Below are 25,099 nucleotides of genomic sequence, written 5' to 3'. Positions count from 1 at the left end.
ACGAGCTAAAAGCTGCGAGAAAAAGATAAACTTCCTTTGTATCTGACGATACAGCAGAAAGTTTCCTATTTTCTCCTTGCTTTTAACGCTCTTTGTATCTTAATTATGTCTACTTATGAAACGTTTGCAGCGGTCTATGATGCAGTTATGGATGATAGTTTATACGACAAATGGACGGACTTTTCCCTCCGTCATCTACCTAAGACTAAGGAGAGAAAGAAACTCTTGGAATTGGCTTGTGGAACAGGGATTCAGTCTGTGCGCTTTTCTCAAGCTGGTTTTGATGTGACTGGACTTGACTTGAGCGCAGATATGCTGAAGGTTGCCGAAAAGAGAGCTACTTCAGCCAAGCAAAAGATTGATTTTATTGAAGGCAATATGCTGGATTTGTCCCAGGCGGGGAAATACGATTTTGTGACTTGTTATTCGGACTCTATCTGCTACATGCAAGATGAAGTGGAGGTTGGAGACGTCTTTAAGGAGGTCTATAATGCCCTCAATGAAGACGGAGTTTTCATCTTTGATGTGCATTCGACCTACCAGACTGATGAAGTTTTCCCAGGCTATTCTTACCATGAAAATGCAGAAGATTTTGCCATGCTCTGGGATACCTATGAGGATGCAGCACCACATTCTATCGTGCATGAGTTAACTTTCTTTGTTAAGGAAGCAGATGGTTTCTTTAGTCGGCACGATGAAGTCCATGAGGAGCGCACTTACGAGGTCTTAACCTATGATATTCTGCTGGAACAGGCTGGTTTCAAGTTCTTTAAACTCTTTGCGGACTTTGAAGACAAGGAGCCAACAGAGACTAGTACCCGTTGGTTTTTCGTCGCGCAGAAATAGGAGAATATCATGACCATTACAGGTATTATAGCGGAGTTCAATCCTTTTCATAATGGACACAAATACCTGCTGGAACAGGCTAAAGGGTTGAAAATTGTGGCCATGTCTGGGAATTTCATGCAACGAGGAGAGCCTGCTATCGTGGACAAGTGGACACGGGCGCAGATGGCACTGGAGAATGGGGCAGACTTGGTCGTAGAATTGCCCTTTTTAGTCAGTGTACAAGCGGCGGATTTCTTTGGACAAGGAGCAGTAGATATATTGGCTCGTTTGGGAATTGATACTCTAGCCTTTGGGACAGAAGAAATTTTGGATTACCAGCAAATTGCTAACCTATATACGGAGCGTGGTCAAGAGATGGAACTCTTCATGGAAAACTTACCGGATTCTCTTTCTTACCCTCAGAAAACCCAAGCCATGTGGAAGGAATTTGCAGATCTTGATTTTTCAGGTGATACGCCCAATCATGTCTTAGCTCTTGCCTACGCCAAGGCAGTTGCTGGGAGAGATATCAAACTTCATCCAATCAAGCGTCAGGGGGCAGGATATCATTCTGTGGCCAAGGATGTGGACTTTGCTTCGGCGACAGCTATCCGTCAGCACCAAACAGACCAAGATTTCTTAGAACTCTTTATGCCTTCTGTTACTCTTTTTGAGCAGACGAGTAAGGTGAGTTGGGATAACTATTTTTCCTTGCTCCGCTATCAAATCTTGTCAAATCCTGACCTAACTAACATTTATCAGGTCAATCAAGAAATGGCGGTGCGCATCAAGGATGCTATCAAGACAGCTCAGTCTGTGGAAGAATTAGTCGAGATAGTTGCTACCAAACGCTACACCAAAGCGCGTGTGCGACGCCTCTTGACCTATATCTTGGTACAAGCTAGAGAAAGTGACCTGCCAGAAGCCATTCATGTCCTTGGTTTTACCGAAAAAGGAAGACAACACCTTAAAACTCTTAAGGAGCAGGTTAATCTAGTTAGCCGAATCGGTAAAGAACCCTGGGATGCTATGACTCAAAAGGCAGACCAGATTTATCAACTGGGACACCCTAGTGTCGTAGAACAAAATTTTGGCAGAGTGCCAATCAGAATCGAATCGAACTAAGTCTACTGAAAGGTAGGCTTTTTTTAGTTTTTTTCGAATAACTAGATAGAAATGAAAAAATCTTGTACAAGTTCCTGACAATTTTTTTCTTTTCGTGTATAATAGTGGAAAAGAGGTAAAACGAGGTATGGTTATGGAAGCAGTTCTTTATTCAACATTCCGAAATCATTTAAAAGACTACATGAAGAAGGTAAACGATGAGTTTGAACCTTTGACGGTGGTCAATAAAAATCCAGATGAAGATATTGTAGTCCTATCAAAGAGCGAGTGGGATAGTATTCAAGAAACTTTGAGGATTGCTCAGAATAAGGAACTTTCTGATAAGGTCTTGCGAGGAATGTCCCAAGTTCGTGCAGGACGCACGCAGGTTCATGTGATTGAGGAGTGATGAATGCTACTCAAGTTTACAGAAGATGCCTGGGCGGATTATTGCTACTGGCAAACTCAGGACAAGAAAACATTAAAAAGAATCAACAAACTAATCAAGGATATTCAACGTGATCCATTTACAGGAATTGGGAAACCAGAGCCACTCAAATACGATTACCAAGGAGCCTGGTCACGTCGCGTTGACGCTGAAAATCGCTTGATTTACATGATGGATGGAGATAGCATCGCTTTCTTATCCTTTAAAGATCATTACTAAGTCTACTAAAAGGTAGGCTTTTTTATTGTAGAAATTTTAGCTAGTAAGAAGATAAATCTTTTTGAGAAATGATAGAGTTTCTAGATTAGAAAGACAGTGAAAAAACTTTAGTATAATAACCGCATTATTTACCCTTGAATCCGCTTTATAACTCTTATTTTATGGTATAATGAAGAGAATTGTAAATCATAAAAACAGGGGAAGCAAATGTCTAATTTTAAAGAAAAACTACCATTATTTCAATCGAACGATGTTCAGATTTCAAATGTGGTCAATGCAGTTTGGTCGATTGCCAATACCTTACGTGGGGCTTATCGTGCAGATAAGTATCGAGATGTCATCATTCCGATGTTTGTCTTGACTCGCTTAGAAGCTGCTTTATTGCCAACCAAAGATGAAGTAGTAGCCCTGTATAAATCAAATCCCAATACACCAGAGAAGGTTCTTGAGAACAAATCTGGCTACAAATACTATAATACCAGTCCTTTCACGCTTGAAAACCTCCAAAATGATCCCAATGCAATCGAGGAGAATTTTATTGCCTATCTAGATGGCTATTCTTGTCGTGTGAAGGACATTATCGAAAACCTTAAGTTTAAAGAACAGGTCCACACGCTGGCAAAGTCTGGGCGTCTTTTTACGGTCATCAAAAAGTTCTCTCAGATTGACCTATCGCCAAGTTCTGTGGACTCTATGGTGATGGGCTATATGTTTGAGGATATCATCCGCCGCTTTTCTGAAAATGAGGAAGCTGGTTCTCACTATACACCTCGTGAAGTCATTGCTCTGATGGTCAATCTGCTCTTGGTCGAAGCCGATGAAGAATTATTCGTCGATAAAAAAGAGTTGAAAATCCTAGATATGGCTGCTGGTACAGGTGGTATGCTAGCGACAGCCAAAAGTTATATCCGCAAGCTCGATACAGGAGTGACTGTCCGTCTTTTTGGTCAGGAAGTTTTACCTGAGACTTTCGGGATTGGTCGAGCTGATATGTTGATTCGTCAGGAAGATTCGGATTATTTTGTGAAGGCGGACACCCTAAAAGATCCCGATCCATTCCCGGATACGAAGATGAGTTTTGTCATTGCCAATCCTCCCTTTGGTCAATCTTGGGGCGGGAAAGATGCAGATGATGGCGTAGAAGACGCAGTTAAAAGAGACCATAAACTTTTTGTAACTACAGAAGGTCAACAAGGACGTTTTGTAGCGACTCCGGGAACTGGCGATGCCCAACTTCTGTTCCATCTTCATGGTTTAGCTAAACTAGAGGAAAACGGACGCGCAGCTATTATTTCAAACGGTTCTCCTCTCTTTTCTGGTGGTACTTCATCTGGAGAAAGTCAGATCCGCCGTTACATCCTTGAGAATGATTTGCTAGAAGCTATTATTGCCCTTCCAGGACAGTTTTTTTACAATACAGGGATTGGGATTTATATCTGGATTTACAATAAAAACAAATCTCCTGAACGTCAAAACAAGGTCCAATTTATCGATGCGACGGAAGAGTTTGTTCCTTTGCGTAAATCTCTGGGACAAAAACGCCGTGAGTTGTCTCAAGATAATATCCGCCAGATCCTCAAATGGTATGATGATTTTAAAGAAAATGACCATGTGAAGATCTTTGATAAGGAAGAGTTTCTTTACCGAGAATATACAGTCATGCAGCCTCTACAACGTCGTGGCTACATTACCGAGGAAACCATTGAGAAGGCTAAAAGTGTTCCTTTCCTAGCTAAACTATTCGATGAATACCAGTATCAAGAATTATTAGAGATGGAACCACGATCAGCCAAAGATGAGAAAAAATTACAAGACTTCGAAGTTGGGAAGGCCAAGCAAGAAGCTATCTTGGATGCTCTTGGTAAGGGAATTACAGATGACAGTTATCCAAACTTTGAAAGCTTTGTCCAAGTCATTAAGGACTTATTGGGGGATATTAAGGTAACGCCTGCCAATATCAATGCTTTAGCCGTAGCTATGAGTGAGATGGACAAGACGGCAGAAGTTATCCGCACTAAGAAGAAAGACAAGCCAAATGAGATTGCTGGAGGAGTTGTCTATGATAAGACGACCAAGGACAGTGAAATCGTCAAGCTGGCAGAGGATGTTGAAGACTACTTTGCGCGTGAGGTCTATCCCCATGTACCTGATGCCCACTACTGGTTTGATGAAGAAAAGGGCTATGGAGCCGAGATTCCTTTTACCCGCTATTTCTATCAATATCAAGCACCAGAAAGTGCAGAGAAGTTATTGGCAGAGTTCTATGACTTAGAAGCAGAACTACAGACTCTCTTGGAGGAACTAAAACATGACTAGGATGAAAGAGAGTGGTATCGACTGGATCGGACAGATACCAGAAGAGTGGGAGATTTCTAAAATAAAATTCACAACACAGCTTAATGGTAGAATTGGTTGGCAAGGATTAACATCGGCTGAATATAAAGAAGAAGGACCATATTTAATTACTGGAACTGACTTTCACAATGGAACAATTAATTTTGAAACAGCTGTACATATTGATGAAAAACGTTGGTTAGAAGCTTCACAGATTCAAGTTGAAAATGGGGATTTACTAATTACTAAAGATGGTACAGTAGGTAAAGTAGCTATTATTTCAGGGCTTGATGATAAAGCTTCGTTAAATAGTGGTGTATTAAGAATCCAAACAATTGATGAGATTGATAGAAGATTTTTATACTATGTTTTACTATCAGATGAATTTTGGATGTGGTTTAACTATACAAATTCAGGGGCTAGCACTATTTTACATTTGTATCAAAATGTATTTGACGAATTCACTTTTACCTTTCCTCAAAAAAATGAACAACAAAAAATTGCTGATTTTCTAGACAAGAAAACCGCCCAGTTAGATAAAGCTAAAGCATTACTAGAGGAGCAAATTCAAAAACTCAAAGACTACCGTGCTAGCTTGATTTATGAGACCGTCACAAAAGGACTGGATAAAACAGTCCCACTGAAAGATTCAGGAATCGACTGGATCGGACAGGTACCTCAAGGATGGGGAGTGAAAGCAATCAAATATATCTTTGATGAAATTGGTAGTGGTTCTACTCCTAAAAGCGATAATGAAATATTCTATGATGGTGATATAAATTGGATTCAATCTGGAGATTTATATCAAACTGATACAGTGACGAGTGTAAGTAAAACTATTAGTTATCAAGGTTTTAAATCTACTTCGGCATTAAAGATATATCAACCACCTTTTGTTGCTTTAGCAATGTATGGTGCTTCAGTTGGTAATGTGGCTGTGAGTTACATTGATGCTTGTGTAAATCAGGCAGTTGTCGTAATGTTGGGAGCGTCTGAAAAAGTTAGATTTGGTAAATATGCCATAGAAGCAAGTAAAAGTAATTTAATTTTTTCTGCACAAGGTGGGACTCAACCAAACATCAGTCAAAATTTAATAAAAAATTGGAGTATTCCTCAGCCTAAAAATGAAGAACAAGTACAAATTGTTGATTTTCTTGATAAGAAAACAGTTCAAATAGATAAACTTATTCAAATCAAGAATCAGCAAATTGATAACATTAACAAACAACGACAAACTCTTATTTATGAATATGTAACAGGGAAGAGGAGGGTGTAGAATGTTTTTTGGGACAAGCTTTTTATTTAAAGTGTGTTATTTTTGGACAGCAATGCTCCCTGCGTATATCATTTTTTTATCAAAAAAACATGATGAGCTGAAGCTTATGTGTTTAAGTATTTTTAATATTTCATTTTCTATAGAAGCGATTGTATTGCTTGTATTCATAATTTTTACTTTATTTTCTCTTTTCTATTTACTCAGTAAGATAAAAAGAACAGAAGAGAAGAAAACAGGGCAACTAGAAATAACAATAAATTTTAATGTAGAAAAAGATAAAAACGGTACGGTGGATAATTATGGATTTTATACTGTTAATCCAAATTTAATGGAATATCTATTGAGTATTGTAGTTACTTCGGGGATTACATCATTAGATTTATCTCAATCTTTATATATTCAACTTTTTATTTTTGTTGTTGTTCAAATTTTATTATTGCTATATGTATTAAATAGTAGTGATCCTATTCCTAATTTATTATTAGTACTATGTAGAAAAGATATTGTATCTGTTGAGGATAGATTATTTATAATATGCGATAGAAGTATATTGAAACAAAGATTATATGGTTTAAAAAAAATAATACCATTTTCATCTAGAGATGCCAGAAATAGATTATTTGTGTTTAAAAAGGAAGGATAATTATTTTATATGCAAGAATTAAAAAATATATACTTGATTGCATGGAAGAACCAAAAGTTTTTTGATAGGAATGATAACCCAATTGGTAGCGTTTTATTGCCAGATCAAACGGCAGAGTTTTCTAAGATATGGGATAATATGAAATTTGGAGATTTTGCTACTTACGAGGAAGCAAAAGAGCAACTAGAAGAGTTTTCGGGAGGTATTATAAAGCAAAGTGTTCCTTATAAACAGAACTTAAATTCCAATCAAAATAGTTATTTCAAGGAAGAGTTTGAAATCCTATCTAATATACGTCGAGCAACAACGATGCCAACGACAAGAGCGTCGAATGTAACTAGTGAAGATGGTGATGAGGATTTAAGTGGTTTTCGGTTTTATGTACTAGAGTCTAGCGATGATAACGAGCAAACTACAGTGTATCATTTTGCTAGATTTAGGCCGAGATATCATATATTGAAAAATAAAAATCTACTTCATACTCATCTAGAGACTATAGATACCATCCATTCTAATGCCTCCTTCTCTTTAGATTCAGTGATTTTGATAGAGTCGTCAGTATTTGCATCTGCAATTTACAGTGAAAATGACTCAGAATCTAATATACAAATTTTTGTTCATAAACCAGAAGAATATGAAAATGCTTTTGTTTTAAAAAATTCATATTTTGAATATGCCAAAAAAACTTTTGATAGATTTAGAACTAGTGATGTTACTGTTAAAAGAACTATTTCTATGCAGGGAGTTTCTGTAAATTGGAAAGATGAAGAATTTAATCCAAATGAATTTTTTAATCAAAAAAATGTTAATATTGCAAAAAAATTTGCCAGAGATTCGGAAGATGATAAAAATTATGATATTAATCGAATTGTAGAAGCTAATGACAAATTGGAAAATAATGCTAGGAATGGTAATAAGCCTCTGGAAGTACTAAAGTCAGAAGATGGAATTGTTACAGGTTTGTTAGTAAATGAATCTTCAGTTGCGACACTTGCGGCTATAATGGATGGGCAGATTTGGACGAATGAAATCCATCAGGAGACACAAACAAACATCTAAATAACTATTTTATACCTCAGATTTATAATGACATTTAAAATTTTTAAGGAATGATTAGTATAATTTTTTTAATTAAAATAGAAAAAGTTAATCTTAGAAAGTGAGAAACTATGGCAAATTTGGGCTTGAAGGAGCGCTATGATTTCCAGCAGTGGATTATCAAAGACTTGAAAGAAAAAAATGGTTATATCCAGCGGGATGCGGCTCAGTACGACCCTCGGTTAGCCATGGATGTGGAACTCCTCTGGGCTTTTCTGATGGAAACTCAGGAGGAGACCATGGATTACCTCCTCAAAAAACTGAGTAAGGAGACAATCATCAATCTCATCAATACAGAAATCGTCAAGGGTGGTTTTTTGTTCGCCTTAAAAGAGGGTGTCTTTATTGAAAACAAGCAACTGCGTCTTCTCTATCGTAAACCTGCGACTAGTTTTAATGAAAAAGCCCTTCAGCAATACCAAGCCAATCGTTTGTCTGTGATTGAAGAAGTGGTTTATGAAGAAGATGATCGCATCGACCTTGTAATCTTTATCAATGGATTGGCTCTTTTTGCCATTGAACTCAAGTTCAATCCAAACGGTCAATCGGTCCAGGATGCTATCAAGCAACTCAAGGGTCGCAATCCCAAGAATAGACTCTTTCGTTTTGAGCAGGGAGTTTTGGCTTCCTTTGCTGTAGATACCTTGGAAGTCTACATGACCACCCAGTTAAAAGGCCAAGAAACCTACTTCCTACCCTTTAATATGGGGAAAGGAGAAGGGATTGAAACAGGAAGTGGGAACCCCCATAATCCAGATGGAGTGGACACAGAGTATTTATGGCTAGACGTCCTAGCCATGGACAGTATTCTCCAGCTGGTTGAGAGTTTCATCTTTTATGAAGTCGATAAGAGCAACTCTAAAAAGAAAACGCTTATCTTCCCAAGATATCATCAACGTAGAGCCGTTAGTCGCCTTCTGGAAGATATGAAGACCAATCATACGGATAACAATTATTTGATTCAACACTCAGCTGGTTCAGGAAAAACAAATACAATTGCTTGGCTTGCCCACAGCTTAGTGTCCCTTCATGATGACCAAAATAGAAATATCGTCGATACAGTTTTAATTGTCACAGACCGTATTGTAGTAGACCGTCAGTTACAAGATGCTGTTAGACAGATCAACCATAAGAACGGTGTCGTGAAAGTGATGGGTGATCGTGAGACATCGAGTGATTTAGCGGATGCCATTGCAGGGAATACAAAAATTATTGCAACGACAATCCATAAATTCGCACAGATCAATCAGTCGGATTGGATGTCTGTAGGCAATACCGCCAATAAGAAGTTTGCTATTTTGATTGATGAAGCTCATAGTTCGACGACAGGCTCTTATATGAGTTCAGTTAGTCAGGTCTTGACTGAAACGGATACAGAAAATGGAACTATCGATGAGGTTCAGGAAGTAACCGTTGCGGATGCGATTGAGCAGGAGATTGCGCGTACAGGTAAGCAAGATAACGTTTCAATCATTGCCTTTACAGCAACTCCTAAGGCGACTACCCTACAGTTGTTTGGCTCGACACAGCCAGATGGCTCGAAAGCTCCATTTGACGTCTATAGTATGAAGCAAGCAATCAATGAAGGCTTTATCTTGGATGTCCTCAACAACTACACGACCTATAAGACCTATTGCAAGCTAAATAAAGCTGTAGAAGAAGATCCTGAACTAAAAACTACTATTGCCAAACGTAAGATTGCTAAGTTTATTGAATTATCTGATGAAAACATCAATCAAAAAGTGGAGATTATCATGGATCATTTTATCAGTCATGATATTATGGCTGAATTAGGTGGACATGGGAAGGCAATGATTGTGACATCTGGACGTGAAGCTGCGGTGAAGTACCAACTAGCCTTTCAGAAGTATTTCGAAGACCATAGTATTACGAGCATTGGGACCTTGATTGCTTTCTCAGGTAAGGTAAATTATCGTGGTAAGGAGTACTCTGAATCACAGATGAATCGCTGTAAAGAAGATGCTTTAAAAGATCAGTTTAATACAGATGACTATCAGGTCCTGATTGTGGCCAATAAATACCAAACAGGGTTTGATCAACCTAAGTTGGTAGCCATGTATGTAGATAAGAAATTACGGAGTGTTGCGGCTGTTCAGACATTGTCTCGTCTGAATCGAATTTTCAGAGGTTACAACAAGAAGACCTTTATTCTTGATTTTAAAAATACTTATGAAGACATTCAATCTGCTTTTGCACCTTATTATCGCACAACGATTCTATCAGAAACGATTTCACCTCGAGATGTTTTAGATCTCGATAAAAAATTGGACGAGTATGGCATTTTAGATACGGAGGTTGTCCATGAGTTCAACCAATATCTGTATCAAGAGAAACGTTCTAGTCGAGATAAACAAAAAATGGTAGCCCTTCTAAACCAAGGTTATGAGAGAGTCAGACGCTACACTGATAAAGAGCAGTTATCTATTCGGAAGGTGATTCGAGGTTTCTTACGGATGTACACCTTCCTGATTCAAGCTACAGCTTATCAAAACGAGGTCTTACACGAGAGATACAATTATCTTCAACGCTTAGTGAAGATGATTGATGTTCGGATTGGTAGTGATGACTTTACAATCGCCGATAAGATAGTCGTTGATTATATGAAACATAAAAAGACAGGTTCATTTGTGGGAATTTCTGAATTGGATCAAAAGTATGAGGTGAACTTACCCAAACCAAGTTTAACATCAGTGACAGAAGACCAGGAAAAACGCTTGTCAGAAATTCTGGATGAAATAAATGAGCAGTTAGATTTGGATATTGAACCAGAAGTTGGAATAAGTGGTGCAGTCTCTATTCGTGAGTTACTAAAGAAAAATTCAAGACTCAAACAATCAGCACATGTTAACTCTCGAGAAGATTTTAAATTTGCTTTTGAAGAAGAGATTGATAATGCTCTGATAGACGGATATGAACAGAGTAAAGAACTATTTGGAGCCCTATTAAATAACGACTCTTTCAAGAAGAGATTAGCAAATATATTTATTGACGATGTGTTTAAAAGTTTGAAAGGTTCTGAGGAATTGTAGTTCTAAAATTCAAGAGAATATATTCAATTAAGGTTTGTTAAAAATATTTTTTTGTGGTAAAATGTATAAGAATGCATGTCATTCGGATAAACAAATAAATTGAGGTAAAAACATGGAAATTATGGCGATTGTTATAGTTGTTTTTGCCGTCATCATTGGTTTAGTCATTGGATATGTCAGCATCTCAGTCAAGATGAAATCATCACAAGAGGCTGCAGAGTTGATGCTTTTAAATGCTGAACAAGAAGCAACTAATTTACGAGGACAAGCTGAGCGCGAAGCGGATTTATTAATCAATGAAGCTAAAAGCGAAAGCAAATCCCTTAAAAAAGAAGCACTATTGGAGGCTAAAGAAGAAGCCAGAAAATACCGCGAAGAAGTGGACGCTGAATTTAAGTCAGAGCGTCAAGAACTCAAGCAAATCGAAAGTCGTTTGACGGAGAGAGCTACGAGCCTTGACCGTAAAGACGATAATTTGACGAACAAAGAAAAAACACTTGAACAAAAAGAACAAAGTATTTCTGATAGAGCAAAAAACCTTGATGCACGTGAAGAGCAACTAGAGGAAATTGAAAAGCAAAAGCAAGCTGAACTAGAGCGTGTCGGAAGTCTGACACAGTCAGAAGCAAAAGACATTATCTTAGCTCAGACAGAAGAAAACTTGACTAAGGAAATTGCTAGCCGCATTCGTGAAGCAGAGCAAGAAGTCAAGGAACGTTCAGATAAGCTTGCTAAGGATATCTTGTCCCAAGCAATGCAGAGAATTGCTGGTGAGTATGTAGCTGAGTCTACAAACTCAACCGTTCATCTGCCTGATGATACCATGAAAGGTCGTATCATTGGTCGTGAGGGACGAAACATTCGTACCTTTGAAAGTTTGACAGGGGTTGATGTCATCATTGATGATACGCCAGAAGTGGTAACCTTGTCAGGTTTTGATCCTATCCGTCGTGAGATTGCCCGTATGACGATGGAAACCTTGCTTAAGGATGGACGTATTCACCCAGCTCGTATCGAAGAGTTGGTTGAGAAAAACCGTCAAGAAATTGATAACCGTATTCGTGAATATGGTGAAGCTGCTGCCTATGAAATTGGTGCACCAAACCTTCACCCAGACTTGATGAAGATCATGGGTCGCTTGCAGTTCCGTACTTCATACGGACAAAACGTCTTGCGTCACTCGATTGAAGTGGCTAAGTTGGCTGGTATCATGGCTAGCGAACTTGGTGAAAATGCCGCACTTGCTCGTCGTGCAGGATTCCTTCACGATATCGGTAAAGCTATTGACCGTGAGGTAGAAGGCAGCCACGTTGAGATTGGTACAGAATTGGCTCGCAAGTACAAGGAGCATCCAGTTGTGATCAATACAATTGCTAGTCACCACGGAGATGTAGAGCCTGAAAGTGTAATCGCAGTTATCGTTGCTGCGGCGGATGCTTTAAGTGCAGCCCGTCCAGGAGCTCGTAGCGAATCACTTGAAAGCTACATCAAACGTCTTCATGATTTAGAGGAAATCGCGAATAGCTTTGAAGGTGTTCAGAATAGTTTTGCCCTTCAAGCAGGTCGTGAAATCCGTATCATGGTGAACCCAGGTCAAATCAAGGACGACAAGGTCACAATCTTGGCTCACAAAGTTCGTGAGAAAATTGAAAGTAATCTCGATTACCCAGGAAATATCAAGGTAACCGTGATTCGTGAACTTCGTGCAGTTGATTATGCAAAATAAATAAGAAAGAGCAGTTGAAAAATTACTGCTTTTTTGTTACACTAGATAGAAAGATTGTAGTAAGCAGAAATGCCTTCACAAAGAGAATTTTGATGAATTTTCGAGTCATTTCACAAACTATCCAAAGGAGACATCATGGCAGACCGTGGCTTACTAATCGTTTTTTCAGGTCCTTCTGGAGTTGGAAAAGGAACGGTTAGACGAGAAATTTTTGAGAGTTCTGAAAATCAATTCCAATATTCTGTATCTATGACAACGCGGGCGCAACGTCCAGGTGAAGTAGACGGTGTTGATTATTTCTTCCGCACACGTGAAGAATTTGAAGAATTAATTCGTCAAGGGCAAATGTTAGAGTATGCAGAGTATGTGGGCAATTACTACGGAACTCCTCTGACCTATGTCAATGAAACCCTTGATAAAGGGATTGACGTTTTCCTTGAAATTGAAGTGCAGGGAGCTCTTCAGGTCAAAAAGAAAGTTCCAGATGCAGTCTTTATCTTTTTGACACCACCAGATTTGGAAGAATTGCAAGATCGTCTCGTAGGCCGTGGTACAGATAGCGCAGAAGTGATTGCCCAACGTATCGAAAAAGCTAAAGAAGAAATTGCTTTGATGCGTGAGTATGACTATGCTATTGTCAATGACCATGTTCCTCTTGCTGCAGAACGTGTCAAACGTGTGATTGAAGCTGAACATTTCCGTGTGGATCGTGTTATCGGTCACTATCAGGATATGCTACCAAAGTCTCCGACTATTCGATAAACTATAGAAAACAGGTACAAACAAATGATGCTTAAACCCTCTATTGATACCTTACTTGACAAGGTACCATCAAAATATTCACTCGTAATCTTGTTAGCAAAACGTGCTCACGAATTAGAAGCTGGAGCAACTCCAACACAAGAATTCAAATCTGAAAAATCTACACTTCGTGCCTTGGAAGAAATTGAATCAGGGAATGTAACCATCCACCCAGATCCAGAAGGAAAACGCGAAGCTGTTCGTCGTCGTATCGAAGAAGAAAGACGATTGAGAGAAGAAGAAGAAAAGAAAATCAAAGAGCAAATCGCGAAAGAAAAAGAAGAAGGTGAAAAAATTTAAGGTTGGGGGGACTCAATCTTATTTTTTCTATTGCAAGAATACTCAATCAATTGAAACGATTTAAGAAGAGAAGGAGGTGAGGAAATGGCTATTGCAAAAATCATTGTAGATGTTCCTTTGATGCAGACGGACCAACCCTATAGTTACAAGATTCCTGAAGAATTTAAAGAGATGTTGGAAGTCGGCATGCGAGTCCACGTTCCATTTGGAAAGGCCAATCGCTTGATTCAAGGGATAGTTCTTGGAATTGAAGAAGAGTCTGATGCGGAAGTGGCAAACGATGACTTGAAAGAGATTGCCGAAGTGCTGGACTTTTCTCCTGTCTTAACGGAGGAACAACTCTGGCTAGCTGAAGAACTACGTAAGTCAGTATTCTCTTATAAAATTTCCATTCTTAAAGCTATGCTTCCTGGGTTTTTGAACTCTAGCTACGATAAAATCCTCTATCCTCTGGAAGGCTTGAGTCAAGAAGACAGACATCGTTTGTTTGGTTCGAAGGAGTCTCTAGCATTTTCATCTCTCGACCTAGAAAAGCAAGCTGAGATGATGCGGTTGACTCGAAAAGGTCTTTTAAAACTAGAGTACCAGGCTGTGGATCAGAAGAAAGTTAAGACGCAGTCTTGGGTTGAAGTGAATCTTGACAAATTAGAAAAGCTAGAAATCTCAAAGCGTGCCAAGAAGAAATTGGAACTGCGAGAATATTTATTAGTACATCCTGAAACAGTTCCTTTGGCTGATTTGTTAGAACATTACTCACGCGAACAAGTTAACTTCTTTGTGGAACATGGTGCTGTTACCATCGTTCAAAAGGAAGTCCAACGCTCAGCTGCCTACTTTGAAGGAATTGAATCCAGTCAATCTTTAGAGTTAAATCCAGAACAAAAAGAAGCCTGTGAGGCAGTTGTTGGAGCGATTGGGAAAGAACATCCTCCATTTCTTCTACAAGGAATCACAGGAAGTGGGAAAACAGAGGTTTACTTGCAGATTATCCAAGGAGCCTTGGATATGGGGAAAACAGCTATCGTTTTAGTCCCAGAAATCTCTCTGACACCTCAAATGACAGAGCGTTTCATTGCTCGTTTTGGTGATAAAGTAGCCATTCTCCATTCAGGTTTGTCCAATGGTGAAAAGTACGACGAATGGCGCAAGGTAGAGCGTGGAGATGCTCAGGTAGTCGTTGGGGCTAGATCTGCTATTTTCGCTCCTTTGAAAGATTTAGGCGTTATCATTATCGATGAAGAGCATGAGGCTAGCTACAAGCAAGACAGTAATCCGCGTTATCATGCTAGAGATGTGGCTCTTTTACGGGCTCAGTACAATCAAGCTGCTCTAGTCCTGGGTTCTGCAACACCGAGTCTAGAAAGCCGTGCGCGTGCTGGCAAGGGCGTCTATCAGCATCTGCGTCTAACTAAACGTGCCAATCCTTTAGCAAGTGTTCCTCAAGTCCAACTGATTGATTTCCGTGATTATATCGGACAAAATGAGGCGTCGAACTTCACACCACCTCTGATTGAGGCCATTCGAGATCGATTGGATAAAAAAGAGCAGGTGGTTCTCATGCTCAATCGCCGTGGCTATTCTAGCTTTGTCATGTGTCGGGAATGTGGTACTGTGGATACCTGTCCTAACTGCGATATTTCCTTGACGCTTCACATGGATACTAAAACGATGAACTGTCATTATTGTGGTTTTTCGAAAGAAATTCCCCATGTCTGTCCAAACTGTCAGAGTCGTAGTATTCGATACTATGGAACGGGAACTCAAAAGGCCTACGATGAGCTAGCAGAACTCTTTCCAGAGGCTTGCATTTTACGCATGGATGTAGATACAACTCGCAAAAAGGGCAGTCACCAAGCTCTACTTGAACAATTTGGCAAGGGTGAAGCGGACATATTACTAGGAACCCAGATGATTGCCAAGGGCTTGGATTTTCCAAATGTGACCTTGGTTGGTGTTCTCAATGCGGACACAGCCTTGAACCTGCCTGATTTCCGTTCTTCTGAGAGGACCTTCCAACTCTTGACCCAGGTAGCAGGTCGCGCCGGTCGTGCTGAAAAGGCAGGTCAGGTCTTGATTCAGTCCTATAATCCTCAGCATTATGCCATTCGTTTTGCCAAGGATCAGGATTACGAAGGTTTTTATGCCTATGAAATGGGCATCAGACGTCAGTTGGGTTACCCACCTTATTATTTCACTATTGGAATCACCTTATCTCATAAAAAAGAGGAAGAGGTTCTTAGACGTGCTTATCAAGTCATGGGCATTTTGCGGTCTGGTTTGTCGGATGCTAGTATCATCCTTGGACCAACGCCTAAACCGATCGCTCGTACGCATAACCTCTATCATTACCAAATTTTAATTAAATATCGTTTAGAAGATGAGTTGGCCTCGACCCTTAATCAGGTTTTGGCTCTAACTCAAGAACGTGAAAATAGCGAACTTCGTCTCAGTATTGACCACGAACCGCAACAATTTTTATAGAAGGAGAGAAGATGACAAAACTAATCTTTATGGGAACGCCCGAGTTTTCGGCAACCGTTTTGAAGGGGCTTTTGTCAGATGACCGCTACGAGATTGTAGCTGTTGTAACTCAGCCAGATCGTGCTGTCGGACGTAAAAAAGTCATCCAAGAAACCCCAGTAAAACAAGCAGCTAAAGAAGCAGGGCTTCCTATCTACCAACCAGAAAAATTATCAGGTAGTCCAGAAATGGAAGCTATCATGAACTTGGGTGCTGATGGAATTGTGACTGCAGCTTTTGGACAATTTCTCCCAAGTAAACTCCTTGATAGCATGGATTTTGCGGTCAACGTTCATGCTTCGCTTCTTCCAAAACACCGTGGTGGTGCTCCTATTCATTATGCCTTGATTCAGGGTGATGAAGAGGCAGGAGTAACCATTATGGAAATGGTCAAGGAAATGGATGCAGGAGACATGATTTCTCGTCGTAGCATTCCCATTACCGATGAGGACAATGTTGGAACATTGTTTGAAAAATTGGCCATTGTCGGCCGTGATTTGCTTTTGGATACTCTACCAGCTTATATAGCTGGTGAAATTCAGCCAGAACCACAAAATCCAAGTCAGGTTACATTCTCACCAAATATCAAACCTGAGGAAGAAAAGTTGGATTGGAACAAGACCAACCGTCAACTCTTTAACCAAATCCGTGGGATGAATCCATGGCCTGTTGCTCATACTTTCCTCAAGGGAGATCGTTTTAAGATTTATGAAGCCCTGCCAGTAGAAGGTCAAGGAAATCCGGGTGAAATTCTCTCCATCGGTAAGAAGGAGTTGATCGTTGCAACAGCAGAAGGAGCTCTATCTCTCAAACAGGTTCAACCAGCAGGAAAACCTAAGATGGACATTGCTTCCTTCCTTAACGGTGTGGGACGAACTTTAGCAGTAGGAGAACGATTTGGTGACTAAAGTAGAAACGGCTAGAAGTGTAGCCTTGAATGTACTTGAGGACGTTCTTGTCAATCAAGCATACTCCAATATCGCCTTAAATAAACACCTTAAGGGAAGTCAACTGTCAGTAGCAGATAAGGGGTTGGTGACAGAACTTGTTTATGGAACCGTAGCTCGTAAACTAACTTTAGAATGGTATTTGTCTCACTTTATTGAGGATAGAGACAAGCTAGACAGCTGGCTCTATGTTTTGCTTCTCATGAGCGTCTATCAACTCCAATACTTGGATAAGCTTCCTGATCATGCAGTGGTCAATGAAGCGGTAGAAATTGCAAAACTTCGTAAAAAGGGTAGCGAAAAACTAGTCAATGCTGTTTTGCGCCGTATTTTGCGTGAGGGTTTGCCTGATATTGACAGTATCAAGCGTAAGAACAAGCGTGATTCTATCGCCTACTCTTTGCCAGTTTGGTTGATTTCTAAGCTCAAGGAAGAGTATGGCGAAGAGCGAGCGCAAGCGATTTTTGAAAGTCTTTTACAACGTAACAAAGCCAGTATCCGTGTGACAGATTTGAGTCGCAAAGAGGAAATTAAAACTTTACTTGATGCCAGTGATTCGATTCTGTCAGCTGCTGGTTTGGTCAAGGAGCAAGGGCATTTTGCTAGTCATGATTTGTTTACTGAAGGGGCTATTACTATTCAGGATGAGTCTAGTCAGTTGGTTGCGCCAACACTAGATTTACAAGGAGATGAGCAGGTTTTAGATGCTTGTGCAGCTCCTGGCGGAAAGACAGCCCATATGGCGTCTTATCTAATGACAGGTCAGGTAACGGCTCTGGATCTCTACGACCATAAACTCACTTTGATTCAAGAAAATGCGGAGCGTTTAGGTGTAGAGGACCGTGTTCAAACGCAAAAACTGGACGCTCGAAAAGTGCATGAGTTTTTTGGCAAGGATCAATTTGATAAGATTTTAGTCGATGCCCCGTGCTCAGGGATAGGACTTTTACGTCGAAAACCAGATATCAAATACAACAAAGACACTGCTGATTTCACGTCATTACAGGAAATTCAGTTGGAAATATTAGGTAGTGTTTGTCAAACGCTACGTAAAGGTGGTATAATAACTTATAGTACCTGCACTATTGTCTCTGAAGAGAACTTTCAAGTTGTTCAAGCGTTTTTAGAAAGTCATCCAGAGTTCGAGCAGGTTAAACTAGAACACGAATGCAAGGATATCCTGAAAGATGGCTGCATCCTCATTACTCCAGAGTTGTATGGGAGTGATGGATTCTTTATCAGCCAATTTCGCAAGATATCCGATTAGGAAGGAACTGACACAATGGAGATTTCATTATTAACAGATGTTGGTCAGAAACGTACAAATAATCAAGACTATGTTAATCACTTTGTCAACCGTGCCGGTCACACAATGATTATCTTGGCTGACGGGATGGGAGGACACCGAGCTGGTAATATTGCTAGTGAGATGGCAGTAACAGATTTGGGTGTAGCCTGGGTTGATACTCACATCGATACCGTGAATGAAGTTCGTGAATGGTTTGCTGAACATCTAGAGATTGAAAATCAAAAGATTTACCAATTAGGTCGAGATGAAGCATATAAGGGGATGGGTACTACTCTAGAAGCCCTTGCAATCATTGATAATCAAGCTATCTATGCTCATATTGGCGATTCCCGTATCGGATTGGTTCGTGGTGAAGAATACCATCAATTAACGAGTGACCATTCTTTGGTGAATGAATTGCTCAAGGCAGGTCAATTAACACCTGAAGAAGCTGAAGCACATCCACAAAAGAATATCATCACCCAGTCTATCGGACAAAAAGATGAAATTCAACCTGATTTAGGAATTGTAAGCTTGGAACCAGGGGACTATATCGTTATGAACAGTGATGGTCTCACGAATATGATTTCAGGAAGTGAAATCTATGACATCGTGACAAGTGATATTTCACTTGAAGACAAGGCGGCAACCTTAGTACGTTTTGCAAACAATGCCGGAGGGCTTGATAACATTACTGTTGCCTTGATTGCGATTGAGGAGGAATCAGAATGATCCAGATCGGCAAGATATTTGCCGGACGATATCGGATTATCAAACAAATTGGCCGCGGAGGGATGGCAGATGTCTACCTGGCCAAAGATTTGATTCTGGATGGGGAAGAAGTTGCTGTAAAGGTTCTGAGAACCAACTATCAGACAGATCCTATCGCTGTTGCACGTTTTCAGCGTGAAGCGCGTGCGATGGCAGACTTAGATCATCCTCATATCGTTCGAATTACGGATATCGGTGAAGAAGACGGTCAGCAGTACCTAGCTATGGAATATGTAGCGGGTCTTGACCTCAAACGCTATATCAAAGAACACTATCCTCTCTCTAACGAGGAAGCTGTTCGTATCATGGGGCAGATTCTCTTAGCTATGCGTTTGGCACATGCAAAGGGAATTGTTCACCGTGATTTGAAACCTCAAAATATTCTCTTGACTCCTGATGGCACTGCAAAAGTTACAGACTTTGGGATTGCGGTGGCCTTTGCAGAAACAAGTTTGACACAGACCAACTCTATGTTAGGTTCTGTTCACTATCTATCACCTGAACAGGCGCGTGGTTCAAAGGCGACCATACAGAGTGATATTTATGCCATGGGGATTATTTTCTTTGAAATGTTGACAGGTCATATTCCTTATGATGGCGATAGTGCTGTTACCATTGCACTTCAGCATTTCCAAAAACCACTTCCTTCTGTCATTGCAGAAAACCCATCAGTGCCACAATCCTTGGAAAACGTAGTTATAAAAGCGACAGCTAAAAAGTTAACAGACCGTTACCAAACTGTCTCAGAGATGTATGTTGATTTATTGAGCAGTCTTTCTTATAACCGTCGCAATGAACCAAAGCTAGTATTTGAAGACACAAGTAAAGTTGATACAAAAACTTTACCGAAAATCTCACAGTCTACTTTAACAGGGATTCCTAAAGTGCAACCGAAGGAAGAGAGTCATCAGAGCCAAAAGCCGACCCAAAAGGCAACTAATAAAGAAACCGTTGCAAAACCAGTCAAGAAACGTCGTTTCAAAGCAAGATATTTTGTGCTTTTAGCTAGTTTTATACTTGTTATGGCTTCTCTATTTTGGATTGTATCGAAAACACCAGCAACTGTGGAAATTCCAAAAGTTGCAGGACAAACTGTAGCAGAAGCCAAGGAAAATCTTAAAAAAGCTAATTTTGAAATTGGCGAGGAAAAGACTGAAGCTAGTGATACTGTCGAAGAAGGTCGAGTTATCCGAACAGATCCAGATGCTGGCTCGGCACGAAAAGAAGGAACAAAAGTTAATCTTATTATCTCTTCAGGTCAGCAATCGTTTAAGATTGGAAATTATATTGGACGTAAATCTACGGACGTCATTGCAGAATTGAAAGGTAAAAAAGTTCCTGAAAATCTCATCAAGATTGTAGAAGAGGAATCAAGTGAAACAGAGGCGGGCCTTGTTATGAGACAGAGTCTGCCAGAAGGAACCACTTATGATCTTAGTAAGGCGACAGAGATTACCTTGACAGTAGCCAAGAAGGTAACTAGCGTTCCTATGCCAAGTTACATTGGATCAAGTCTTGAATTTACCAAGAATAACTTAATTCAGATAGTAGGTGTAAAAGAGGCTAATATTGAAGTGGTAGAGGTCTCTACAGCACCAGAGGGAACTGCTGAGGAAACTGTAGTCAGTCAAAGTCCAAAACCAGGTGAAGGTGTGGATCTGAATACTACTCGTATCAAGATTTCTATCTATAAACCGAAAATAACAACAACAAATCCTACAGTAAGCAATCCTAGTCGTGCAGAAACATCTCCACAGATTAGAGAACCACAGGCTAATCAAAACACTACAACGTCAGATTTGCATTGAGGGGGATAACTAGTCAATCTTTGTCGCAGTTTTTGTGACAAAGATTTTTTTTCCTTCAAATTTATGATAAAATAGTAAGGAGTTTAAAAAGGAGGGGAACATGGACGAATCAAAAAAACTGAATGCAGTCATTGATGTCATTATGTTAGCAGGAACAATTCTGCTTCGCAATGGATCAGAAATCTATCGTGTCGAAGACACCATGATTCGAATCGCTCATTCACAAGGCATCATGGATTGTAATGTTTTGGCCATGCCTGCAGCTATTTTTTTCTCCATTGAAAATACAAATATCTCTCGAATGAAACGAGTAACCTCCTCTGCTTATAATATTGAGAAGGTTTGTGATGTTAATCAGATTTCACGGCAGCTTGTATCAGGGCAGCTTGATTTGGAGACAGCCTTTATTCAACTCAAGCAATTAAATGCTAAGGCATCTCCCTACACCAATGTTCAGCTAACTGCTGCAGCGACCCTTAGTGCTCCCTTCTTCTCGATCATGTTCGGTGGGAATGCCTACGATGCCATTGGTGCAGGAGTAGCAACCATATTTGCTTTCACCTGTTCTCTTTACGTAGAAAAATTTATTCGTATTCCCTTTATGACAGCTTTTGCAGGTGCTCTTGTTTTTGGCTTGATTGCGCAATTTTGGGCGCGCTATTCTGGATTGCCTTCTACAGCTGATTTGGTCATTGCAGGTGCGGTTATGCCCTTTGTACCTGGAATTGCCCTGACTAATGCCGTTAGAGATATTATGACCAATCACATTAACTCTGGTATGAGCAAGATGTTTGAATCTTTGCTGGTTACCCTTGCCTTAGGGGCAGGCACCTCTGTCGCCCTCGTACTCATGAACTAATATGACTCTAACAACATTTTTATTGCAGGCTCTAGCTAGTCTGCTAGCAATTATCACTTTTTTAATCGTTTTAAATGTCCAGCGTTCCATGCTTATCCCTGGTGGAGTTTTGGGAATGTCAATCTGGCTCCTCTATCTAATACTCAAGGAGCCAACTAATGTCATTTTGGCAACCTTTATTGCTGCGGTGATTGGTTCTTGTGTTAGCCAGATTATGAGTATTCTCTACAAAACTCCAGCAGTGGTTTTTGCCCTAGCTATTCTGGCACCACTAGTGCCAGGTTATCTGTCCTATCGAACCACTTCCTTCTTCGTTACAGGTGACTACGGCCATGCCATTTCTAGTGCCATGTTAGTCATGATGTTGGCCCTTGTTATTTCAATAGGAATGGCAAGTGGGACAGTCATACTCAAGTTGTATTACTATCTCAAAAAGAATCGAGCTAGCTAAGACTCGATTTTTTCGTTGGTAGAGTGGCTGAAAGAACATGGATAGGAAGATGGAAATGAACTTGATTTGGGGAATCAAGTCTTTTTTCGCTCATTTGACCTCAATTATGATAAAATAGAGGTGGACGAATTTTTACAATGAATGATAAAAATAGAGGTAAATATGACAATCGGTATTGATAAGATTGGTTTTGCGACCAGTCAATACGTTTTGAAATTACAAGATTTAGCAGAAACCCGAGGAATTGATCCTGAAAAATTGAGTAAAGGACTCCTTTTAAAAGAATTGAGTATCGCTCCTTTAACAGAGGATATTGTTACCTTGGCTGCTAGTGCAGGGAATTCTATCCTGACTGAAGAAGAGAAGCAAGAGATTGATATGGTTATCGTAGCGACAGAGTCTGGGATTGACCAGAGTAAAGCTGCAGCTGTCTTTGTACACGGTTTGCTTGGAATTCAACCTTTTGCTCGTAGTTTTGAAATCAAGGAAGCTTGCTATGGTGCAACTGCGGCTCTTCACTATGCTAAGTTACATGTAGAAAATTCTCCTAAATCAAAGGTTCTGGTGCTTGCTAGTGATATTGCAAGATATGGTGTCGAAACTCCTGGAGAACCAACTCAAGGTGCAGGATGTGTTGCTATGTTAATTAGCCAAAATCCACGTGTGATGATTTTCAACAATGATAATGTTGCACAAACTCGTGATATCATGGATTTTTGGCGTCCAAACTATTCGACAACACCATTTGTAAATGGGGTTTACTCAACGCAACAATATCTTGATAGTTTAAAAACGACTTGGGAAGAGTATCAAAAGCGTTATGACTGTAATTTGAACGATTTTGAGGCTGTATGTTTCCACTTACCTTATCCGAAGCTAGCTCTCAAGGGTTTGAAGAAAATTCTCGACAAATCCTTGCCTCAAGAGAAGAAGGACTTGCTTCAAAAGCACTTTGATGAATCTATTATTTATAGCCAAAAAGTTGGGAACATTTATACAGGTTCACTCTTCTTAGGTCTCTTGTCTCTTCTTGAAAATTCTGATAGTCTTAAAGCAGGAGACAAGATTGCTCTCTATAGCTACGGAAGTGGTGCTGTATCTGAGTTCTTCAGTGTGGAATTGGTTGAAGGCTATGAAAAGCAATTGCAGAAAGGTCGTTTAGATTTGCTAGACCAACGCCAGTCTGTGAGTGTCGCTGATTATGAACGAATCTTCTTTGAGGAAGCAAACTTGGATGAGTCAGGTTCTGCAACCATGTCTGGCTATGAGGGACAGGACTATGCTCTGGTTGAGATTGTAGAACACCAACGTCGCTACAGCAAGGTTGAAAAATAATGAAAAAAAATTGGAATGGATTTGCTAAAAAATCAATTCAAGAGCGCCTTGAGTTCGTTAAGTCTCAGGCGCTTACTTCTATGGAAGCCCAAGAAAGTCTTGAGCAAAATGAAAATCTTAGTATAGCAGTTGCGAACCAACTGAGTGAAAATGTAGTGGGGACCTTCTCACTACCCTACTCAGTAGTGCCAGAAGTACTGGTAAACGGTCAAGAGTACACAGTTCCTTATGTGACCGAAGAGCCATCTGTTGTTGCTGCAGCTAGTTTTGCTAGTAAGATTATCAAACGTGCGGGTGGTTTTACTGCTCAGGTTCATCAACGCCAAATGATTGGTCAGGTAGCTCTTTATCAGGTTCCAGATAGGGATAAAGCATGTCAGGCTATTTTGAGTCAGAAAGCAGAGCTACTCGAACAAGCAAACCAAGCCTATCCATCTATTGTCAAACGTGGTGGTGGAGCCAGAGAGCTAACAGTTGAGAAAATTTCTGGTGAGGCTGACTTTTTAGTGGTTTATCTTCATGTGGATACTCAGGAAGCCATGGGAGCTAATATGCTCAATACCATGCTTGAAGCTTTAAAACCTAGCTTAGAGGCTTTAAGTCAAGGGCAAAGTTTAATGGGCATTCTATCCAACTATGCCACGGATTCTCTAGTAACTGCAACTTGTCGGATTGCCTTTCGTTATTTGAGTCGCCAGAAGGATGAAGCGCGTGAACTAGCTGAAAAAATGGTTTTAGCCAGCCAGTTTGCTCAAGCAGATCCTTATCGAGCAGCAACCCATAACAAAGGTATCTTCAACGGAATCGATGCTCTCTTGATTGCAACAGGAAATGATTGGCGTGCCATCGAAGCAGGAGCGCATGCCTATGCGAGTCATGATGGTGTTTATCGAGGTCTCAGTCGTTGGACTATGGATTTGGAAACAGAAGAGCTAATCGGAGAGATGACTATGCCGATGCCGGTTGCGACCAAAGGTGGATCAATTGGTCTTAATCCTCGTGTAGTCCTCAGCCATGAGTTGCTAGGTCATCCATCAGCTAAGGAATTGGCCCAAATTATCGTGTCAATTGGTCTTGCACAAAACTTTGCGGCTCTTAAAGCTCTTGTCAGTACAGGTATTCAGCATGGACACATGAAACTTCAGGCAAAATCGTTAGCGCTTTTAGCAGGTGCGACTGAGGCAGAAGTATCCAAGTTAGTAGAAAGCTTGATTGCTGAAAAAACTTTTAATTTAGAAAAAGCACAAACTCTTTTGAAAAACTTAAGATCATAAGAAAAACTCAGGCTAATCA

At 40.1% G+C, this 25,099-nt stretch carries 21 protein-coding genes; all 21 read left to right on the top strand.

All coding sequences use genetic code 11. The features are described from left to right. Positions 1–105 precede the first annotated feature (105 nt). Positions 106–846, top strand: a complete 741-nt coding sequence (locus NMM19_RS06095; RefSeq protein WP_254730594.1) for a class I SAM-dependent methyltransferase — start codon at positions 106–108, stop codon at positions 844–846. Positions 847–855: 9 nt separating this feature from the next. Beyond that, complete coding sequence (locus tag NMM19_RS06090; RefSeq protein WP_254730591.1) at positions 856–1,953, top strand: nucleotidyltransferase; 1,098 nt, start codon at positions 856–858, stop codon at positions 1,951–1,953. 133 nt (positions 1,954–2,086) lie between these two features. Next, positions 2,087–2,341 (top strand): type II toxin-antitoxin system Phd/YefM family antitoxin, encoded by a 255-nt coding sequence (locus tag NMM19_RS06085; protein ID WP_198921333.1) that lies wholly within the window; start codon positions 2,087–2,089, stop codon positions 2,339–2,341. Positions 2,342–2,344: 3 nt separating this feature from the next. Further along, positions 2,345–2,599 (top strand): Txe/YoeB family addiction module toxin, encoded by a 255-nt coding sequence (locus tag NMM19_RS06080; RefSeq protein ID WP_045615310.1) that lies wholly within the window; start codon positions 2,345–2,347, stop codon positions 2,597–2,599. A gap of 207 nt (positions 2,600–2,806) precedes the next feature. Then, positions 2,807–4,915, top strand: a complete 2,109-nt coding sequence (locus tag NMM19_RS06075; protein WP_254730588.1) for a class I SAM-dependent DNA methyltransferase — start codon at positions 2,807–2,809, stop codon at positions 4,913–4,915. Beyond that, on the top strand, positions 4,908–6,209 hold the full coding sequence (locus NMM19_RS06070) for a restriction endonuclease subunit S (protein ID WP_254730585.1): 1,302 nt from the start codon (positions 4,908–4,910) through the stop codon (positions 6,207–6,209). Before NMM19_RS06075 ends, NMM19_RS06070 begins: the two co-directional genes overlap by 8 nt. Position 6,210: 1 nt before the next feature. Further along, positions 6,211–6,852, top strand: coding sequence for a hypothetical protein (locus NMM19_RS06065; protein ID WP_254730581.1), 642 nt, complete (start codon positions 6,211–6,213; stop codon positions 6,850–6,852). 9 nt (positions 6,853–6,861) lie between these two features. Then, positions 6,862–7,911: a hypothetical protein gene (locus NMM19_RS06060; protein WP_254730578.1), complete on the top strand. Its 1,050-nt coding sequence runs from the start codon at positions 6,862–6,864 to the stop codon at positions 7,909–7,911. Between the two features lie 110 nt (positions 7,912–8,021). Further along, complete coding sequence (locus NMM19_RS06055) at positions 8,022–11,000, top strand: type I restriction endonuclease subunit R (RefSeq protein WP_254730575.1); 2,979 nt, start codon at positions 8,022–8,024, stop codon at positions 10,998–11,000. 112 nt (positions 11,001–11,112) lie between these two features. After that, positions 11,113–12,726 (top strand): ribonuclease Y, encoded by a 1,614-nt coding sequence (locus NMM19_RS06050; RefSeq protein WP_254730572.1) that lies wholly within the window; start codon positions 11,113–11,115, stop codon positions 12,724–12,726. Between the two features lie 135 nt (positions 12,727–12,861). Then, a complete protein-coding gene (gene gmk / locus NMM19_RS06045; protein ID WP_000775049.1) occupies positions 12,862–13,488 on the top strand; it encodes a guanylate kinase in 627 nt (208 codons plus the stop codon). Between the two features lie 24 nt (positions 13,489–13,512). Continuing rightward, positions 13,513–13,827: a DNA-directed RNA polymerase subunit omega gene (gene rpoZ, locus NMM19_RS06040; RefSeq protein WP_006149960.1), complete on the top strand. Its 315-nt coding sequence runs from the start codon at positions 13,513–13,515 to the stop codon at positions 13,825–13,827. An 84-nt stretch (positions 13,828–13,911) separates the two neighbouring features. Beyond that, positions 13,912–16,308 carry a primosomal protein N' gene (locus tag NMM19_RS06035; RefSeq protein WP_254730569.1) on the top strand — a complete coding sequence of 799 codons (2,397 nt, stop codon included), beginning with the start codon at positions 13,912–13,914 and terminating at the stop codon, positions 16,306–16,308. Between the two features lie 11 nt (positions 16,309–16,319). After that, positions 16,320–17,255, top strand: coding sequence for a methionyl-tRNA formyltransferase (gene fmt, locus NMM19_RS06030; protein ID WP_178894682.1), 936 nt, complete (start codon positions 16,320–16,322; stop codon positions 17,253–17,255). Further along, entirely contained in the window at positions 17,248–18,561 is a 1,314-nt protein-coding gene (gene rsmB, locus NMM19_RS06025) for a 16S rRNA (cytosine(967)-C(5))-methyltransferase RsmB (RefSeq protein ID WP_178894683.1), read from the top strand. The genes fmt and rsmB overlap by 8 nt, the downstream gene beginning before the upstream one ends. A gap of 15 nt (positions 18,562–18,576) precedes the next feature. Continuing rightward, positions 18,577–19,314 (top strand): Stp1/IreP family PP2C-type Ser/Thr phosphatase, encoded by a 738-nt coding sequence (locus NMM19_RS06020; protein ID WP_178894684.1) that lies wholly within the window; start codon positions 18,577–18,579, stop codon positions 19,312–19,314. Next, positions 19,311–21,161 carry a Stk1 family PASTA domain-containing Ser/Thr kinase gene (gene pknB, locus NMM19_RS06015; RefSeq protein WP_178894685.1) on the top strand — a complete coding sequence of 617 codons (1,851 nt, stop codon included), beginning with the start codon at positions 19,311–19,313 and terminating at the stop codon, positions 21,159–21,161. Before NMM19_RS06020 ends, pknB begins: the two co-directional genes overlap by 4 nt. A 100-nt stretch (positions 21,162–21,261) precedes the next feature. Beyond that, positions 21,262–22,020, top strand: a complete 759-nt coding sequence (locus NMM19_RS06010; RefSeq protein WP_178894686.1) for a threonine/serine exporter family protein — start codon at positions 21,262–21,264, stop codon at positions 22,018–22,020. Position 22,021: 1 nt separating this feature from the next. After that, positions 22,022–22,471, top strand: coding sequence for a threonine/serine exporter family protein (locus tag NMM19_RS06005; protein ID WP_178894687.1), 450 nt, complete (start codon positions 22,022–22,024; stop codon positions 22,469–22,471). Between the two features lie 162 nt (positions 22,472–22,633). After that, positions 22,634–23,806, top strand: coding sequence for a hydroxymethylglutaryl-CoA synthase (locus tag NMM19_RS06000; protein ID WP_178894688.1), 1,173 nt, complete (start codon positions 22,634–22,636; stop codon positions 23,804–23,806). After that, a complete protein-coding gene (locus NMM19_RS05995; protein WP_178894689.1) occupies positions 23,806–25,080 on the top strand; it encodes a hydroxymethylglutaryl-CoA reductase, degradative in 1,275 nt (424 codons plus the stop codon). The genes NMM19_RS06000 and NMM19_RS05995 overlap by 1 nt, the downstream gene beginning before the upstream one ends. Positions 25,081–25,099: the final 19 nt, after the last annotated feature.

Source organism: Streptococcus sp. CF8_St5-17 (genome assembly GCF_024295665.1).
Classification (GTDB): domain Bacteria; phylum Bacillota; class Bacilli; order Lactobacillales; family Streptococcaceae; genus Streptococcus.
This window is presented reverse-complemented; position numbering and strand designations above follow the sequence as displayed.

Bases quoted from the DNA above. Each gene is read 5' to 3' on its own strand.
- fmt (WP_178894682.1), top strand. From the start codon at position 16,320: ATGACAAAACTAATCTTTATGGGAACGCCCGAGTTTTCGGCAACCGTT.
- NMM19_RS06060 (WP_254730578.1), top strand. From the start codon at position 6,862: ATGCAAGAATTAAAAAATATATACTTGATTGCATGGAAGAACCAAAAG.
- NMM19_RS06085 (WP_198921333.1), top strand. From the start codon at position 2,087: ATGGAAGCAGTTCTTTATTCAACATTCCGAAATCATTTAAAAGACTAC.
- NMM19_RS06050 (WP_254730572.1), top strand. From the start codon at position 11,113: ATGGAAATTATGGCGATTGTTATAGTTGTTTTTGCCGTCATCATTGGT.
- NMM19_RS06095 (WP_254730594.1), top strand. From the start codon at position 106: ATGTCTACTTATGAAACGTTTGCAGCGGTCTATGATGCAGTTATGGAT.
- NMM19_RS06090 (WP_254730591.1), top strand. From the start codon at position 856: ATGACCATTACAGGTATTATAGCGGAGTTCAATCCTTTTCATAATGGA.
- NMM19_RS05995 (WP_178894689.1), top strand. From the start codon at position 23,806: ATGAAAAAAAATTGGAATGGATTTGCTAAAAAATCAATTCAAGAGCGC.
- NMM19_RS06005 (WP_178894687.1), top strand. From the start codon at position 22,022: ATGACTCTAACAACATTTTTATTGCAGGCTCTAGCTAGTCTGCTAGCA.
- NMM19_RS06010 (WP_178894686.1), top strand. From the start codon at position 21,262: ATGGACGAATCAAAAAAACTGAATGCAGTCATTGATGTCATTATGTTA.
- NMM19_RS06055 (WP_254730575.1), top strand. From the start codon at position 8,022: ATGGCAAATTTGGGCTTGAAGGAGCGCTATGATTTCCAGCAGTGGATT.
- NMM19_RS06065 (WP_254730581.1), top strand. From the start codon at position 6,211: ATGTTTTTTGGGACAAGCTTTTTATTTAAAGTGTGTTATTTTTGGACA.
- gmk (WP_000775049.1), top strand. From the start codon at position 12,862: ATGGCAGACCGTGGCTTACTAATCGTTTTTTCAGGTCCTTCTGGAGTT.
- NMM19_RS06075 (WP_254730588.1), top strand. From the start codon at position 2,807: ATGTCTAATTTTAAAGAAAAACTACCATTATTTCAATCGAACGATGTT.
- rpoZ (WP_006149960.1), top strand. From the start codon at position 13,513: ATGATGCTTAAACCCTCTATTGATACCTTACTTGACAAGGTACCATCA.
- pknB (WP_178894685.1), top strand. From the start codon at position 19,311: ATGATCCAGATCGGCAAGATATTTGCCGGACGATATCGGATTATCAAA.
- NMM19_RS06080 (WP_045615310.1), top strand. From the start codon at position 2,345: ATGCTACTCAAGTTTACAGAAGATGCCTGGGCGGATTATTGCTACTGG.
- NMM19_RS06035 (WP_254730569.1), top strand. From the start codon at position 13,912: ATGGCTATTGCAAAAATCATTGTAGATGTTCCTTTGATGCAGACGGAC.
- NMM19_RS06020 (WP_178894684.1), top strand. From the start codon at position 18,577: ATGGAGATTTCATTATTAACAGATGTTGGTCAGAAACGTACAAATAAT.
- NMM19_RS06000 (WP_178894688.1), top strand. From the start codon at position 22,634: ATGACAATCGGTATTGATAAGATTGGTTTTGCGACCAGTCAATACGTT.
- NMM19_RS06070 (WP_254730585.1), top strand. From the start codon at position 4,908: ATGACTAGGATGAAAGAGAGTGGTATCGACTGGATCGGACAGATACCA.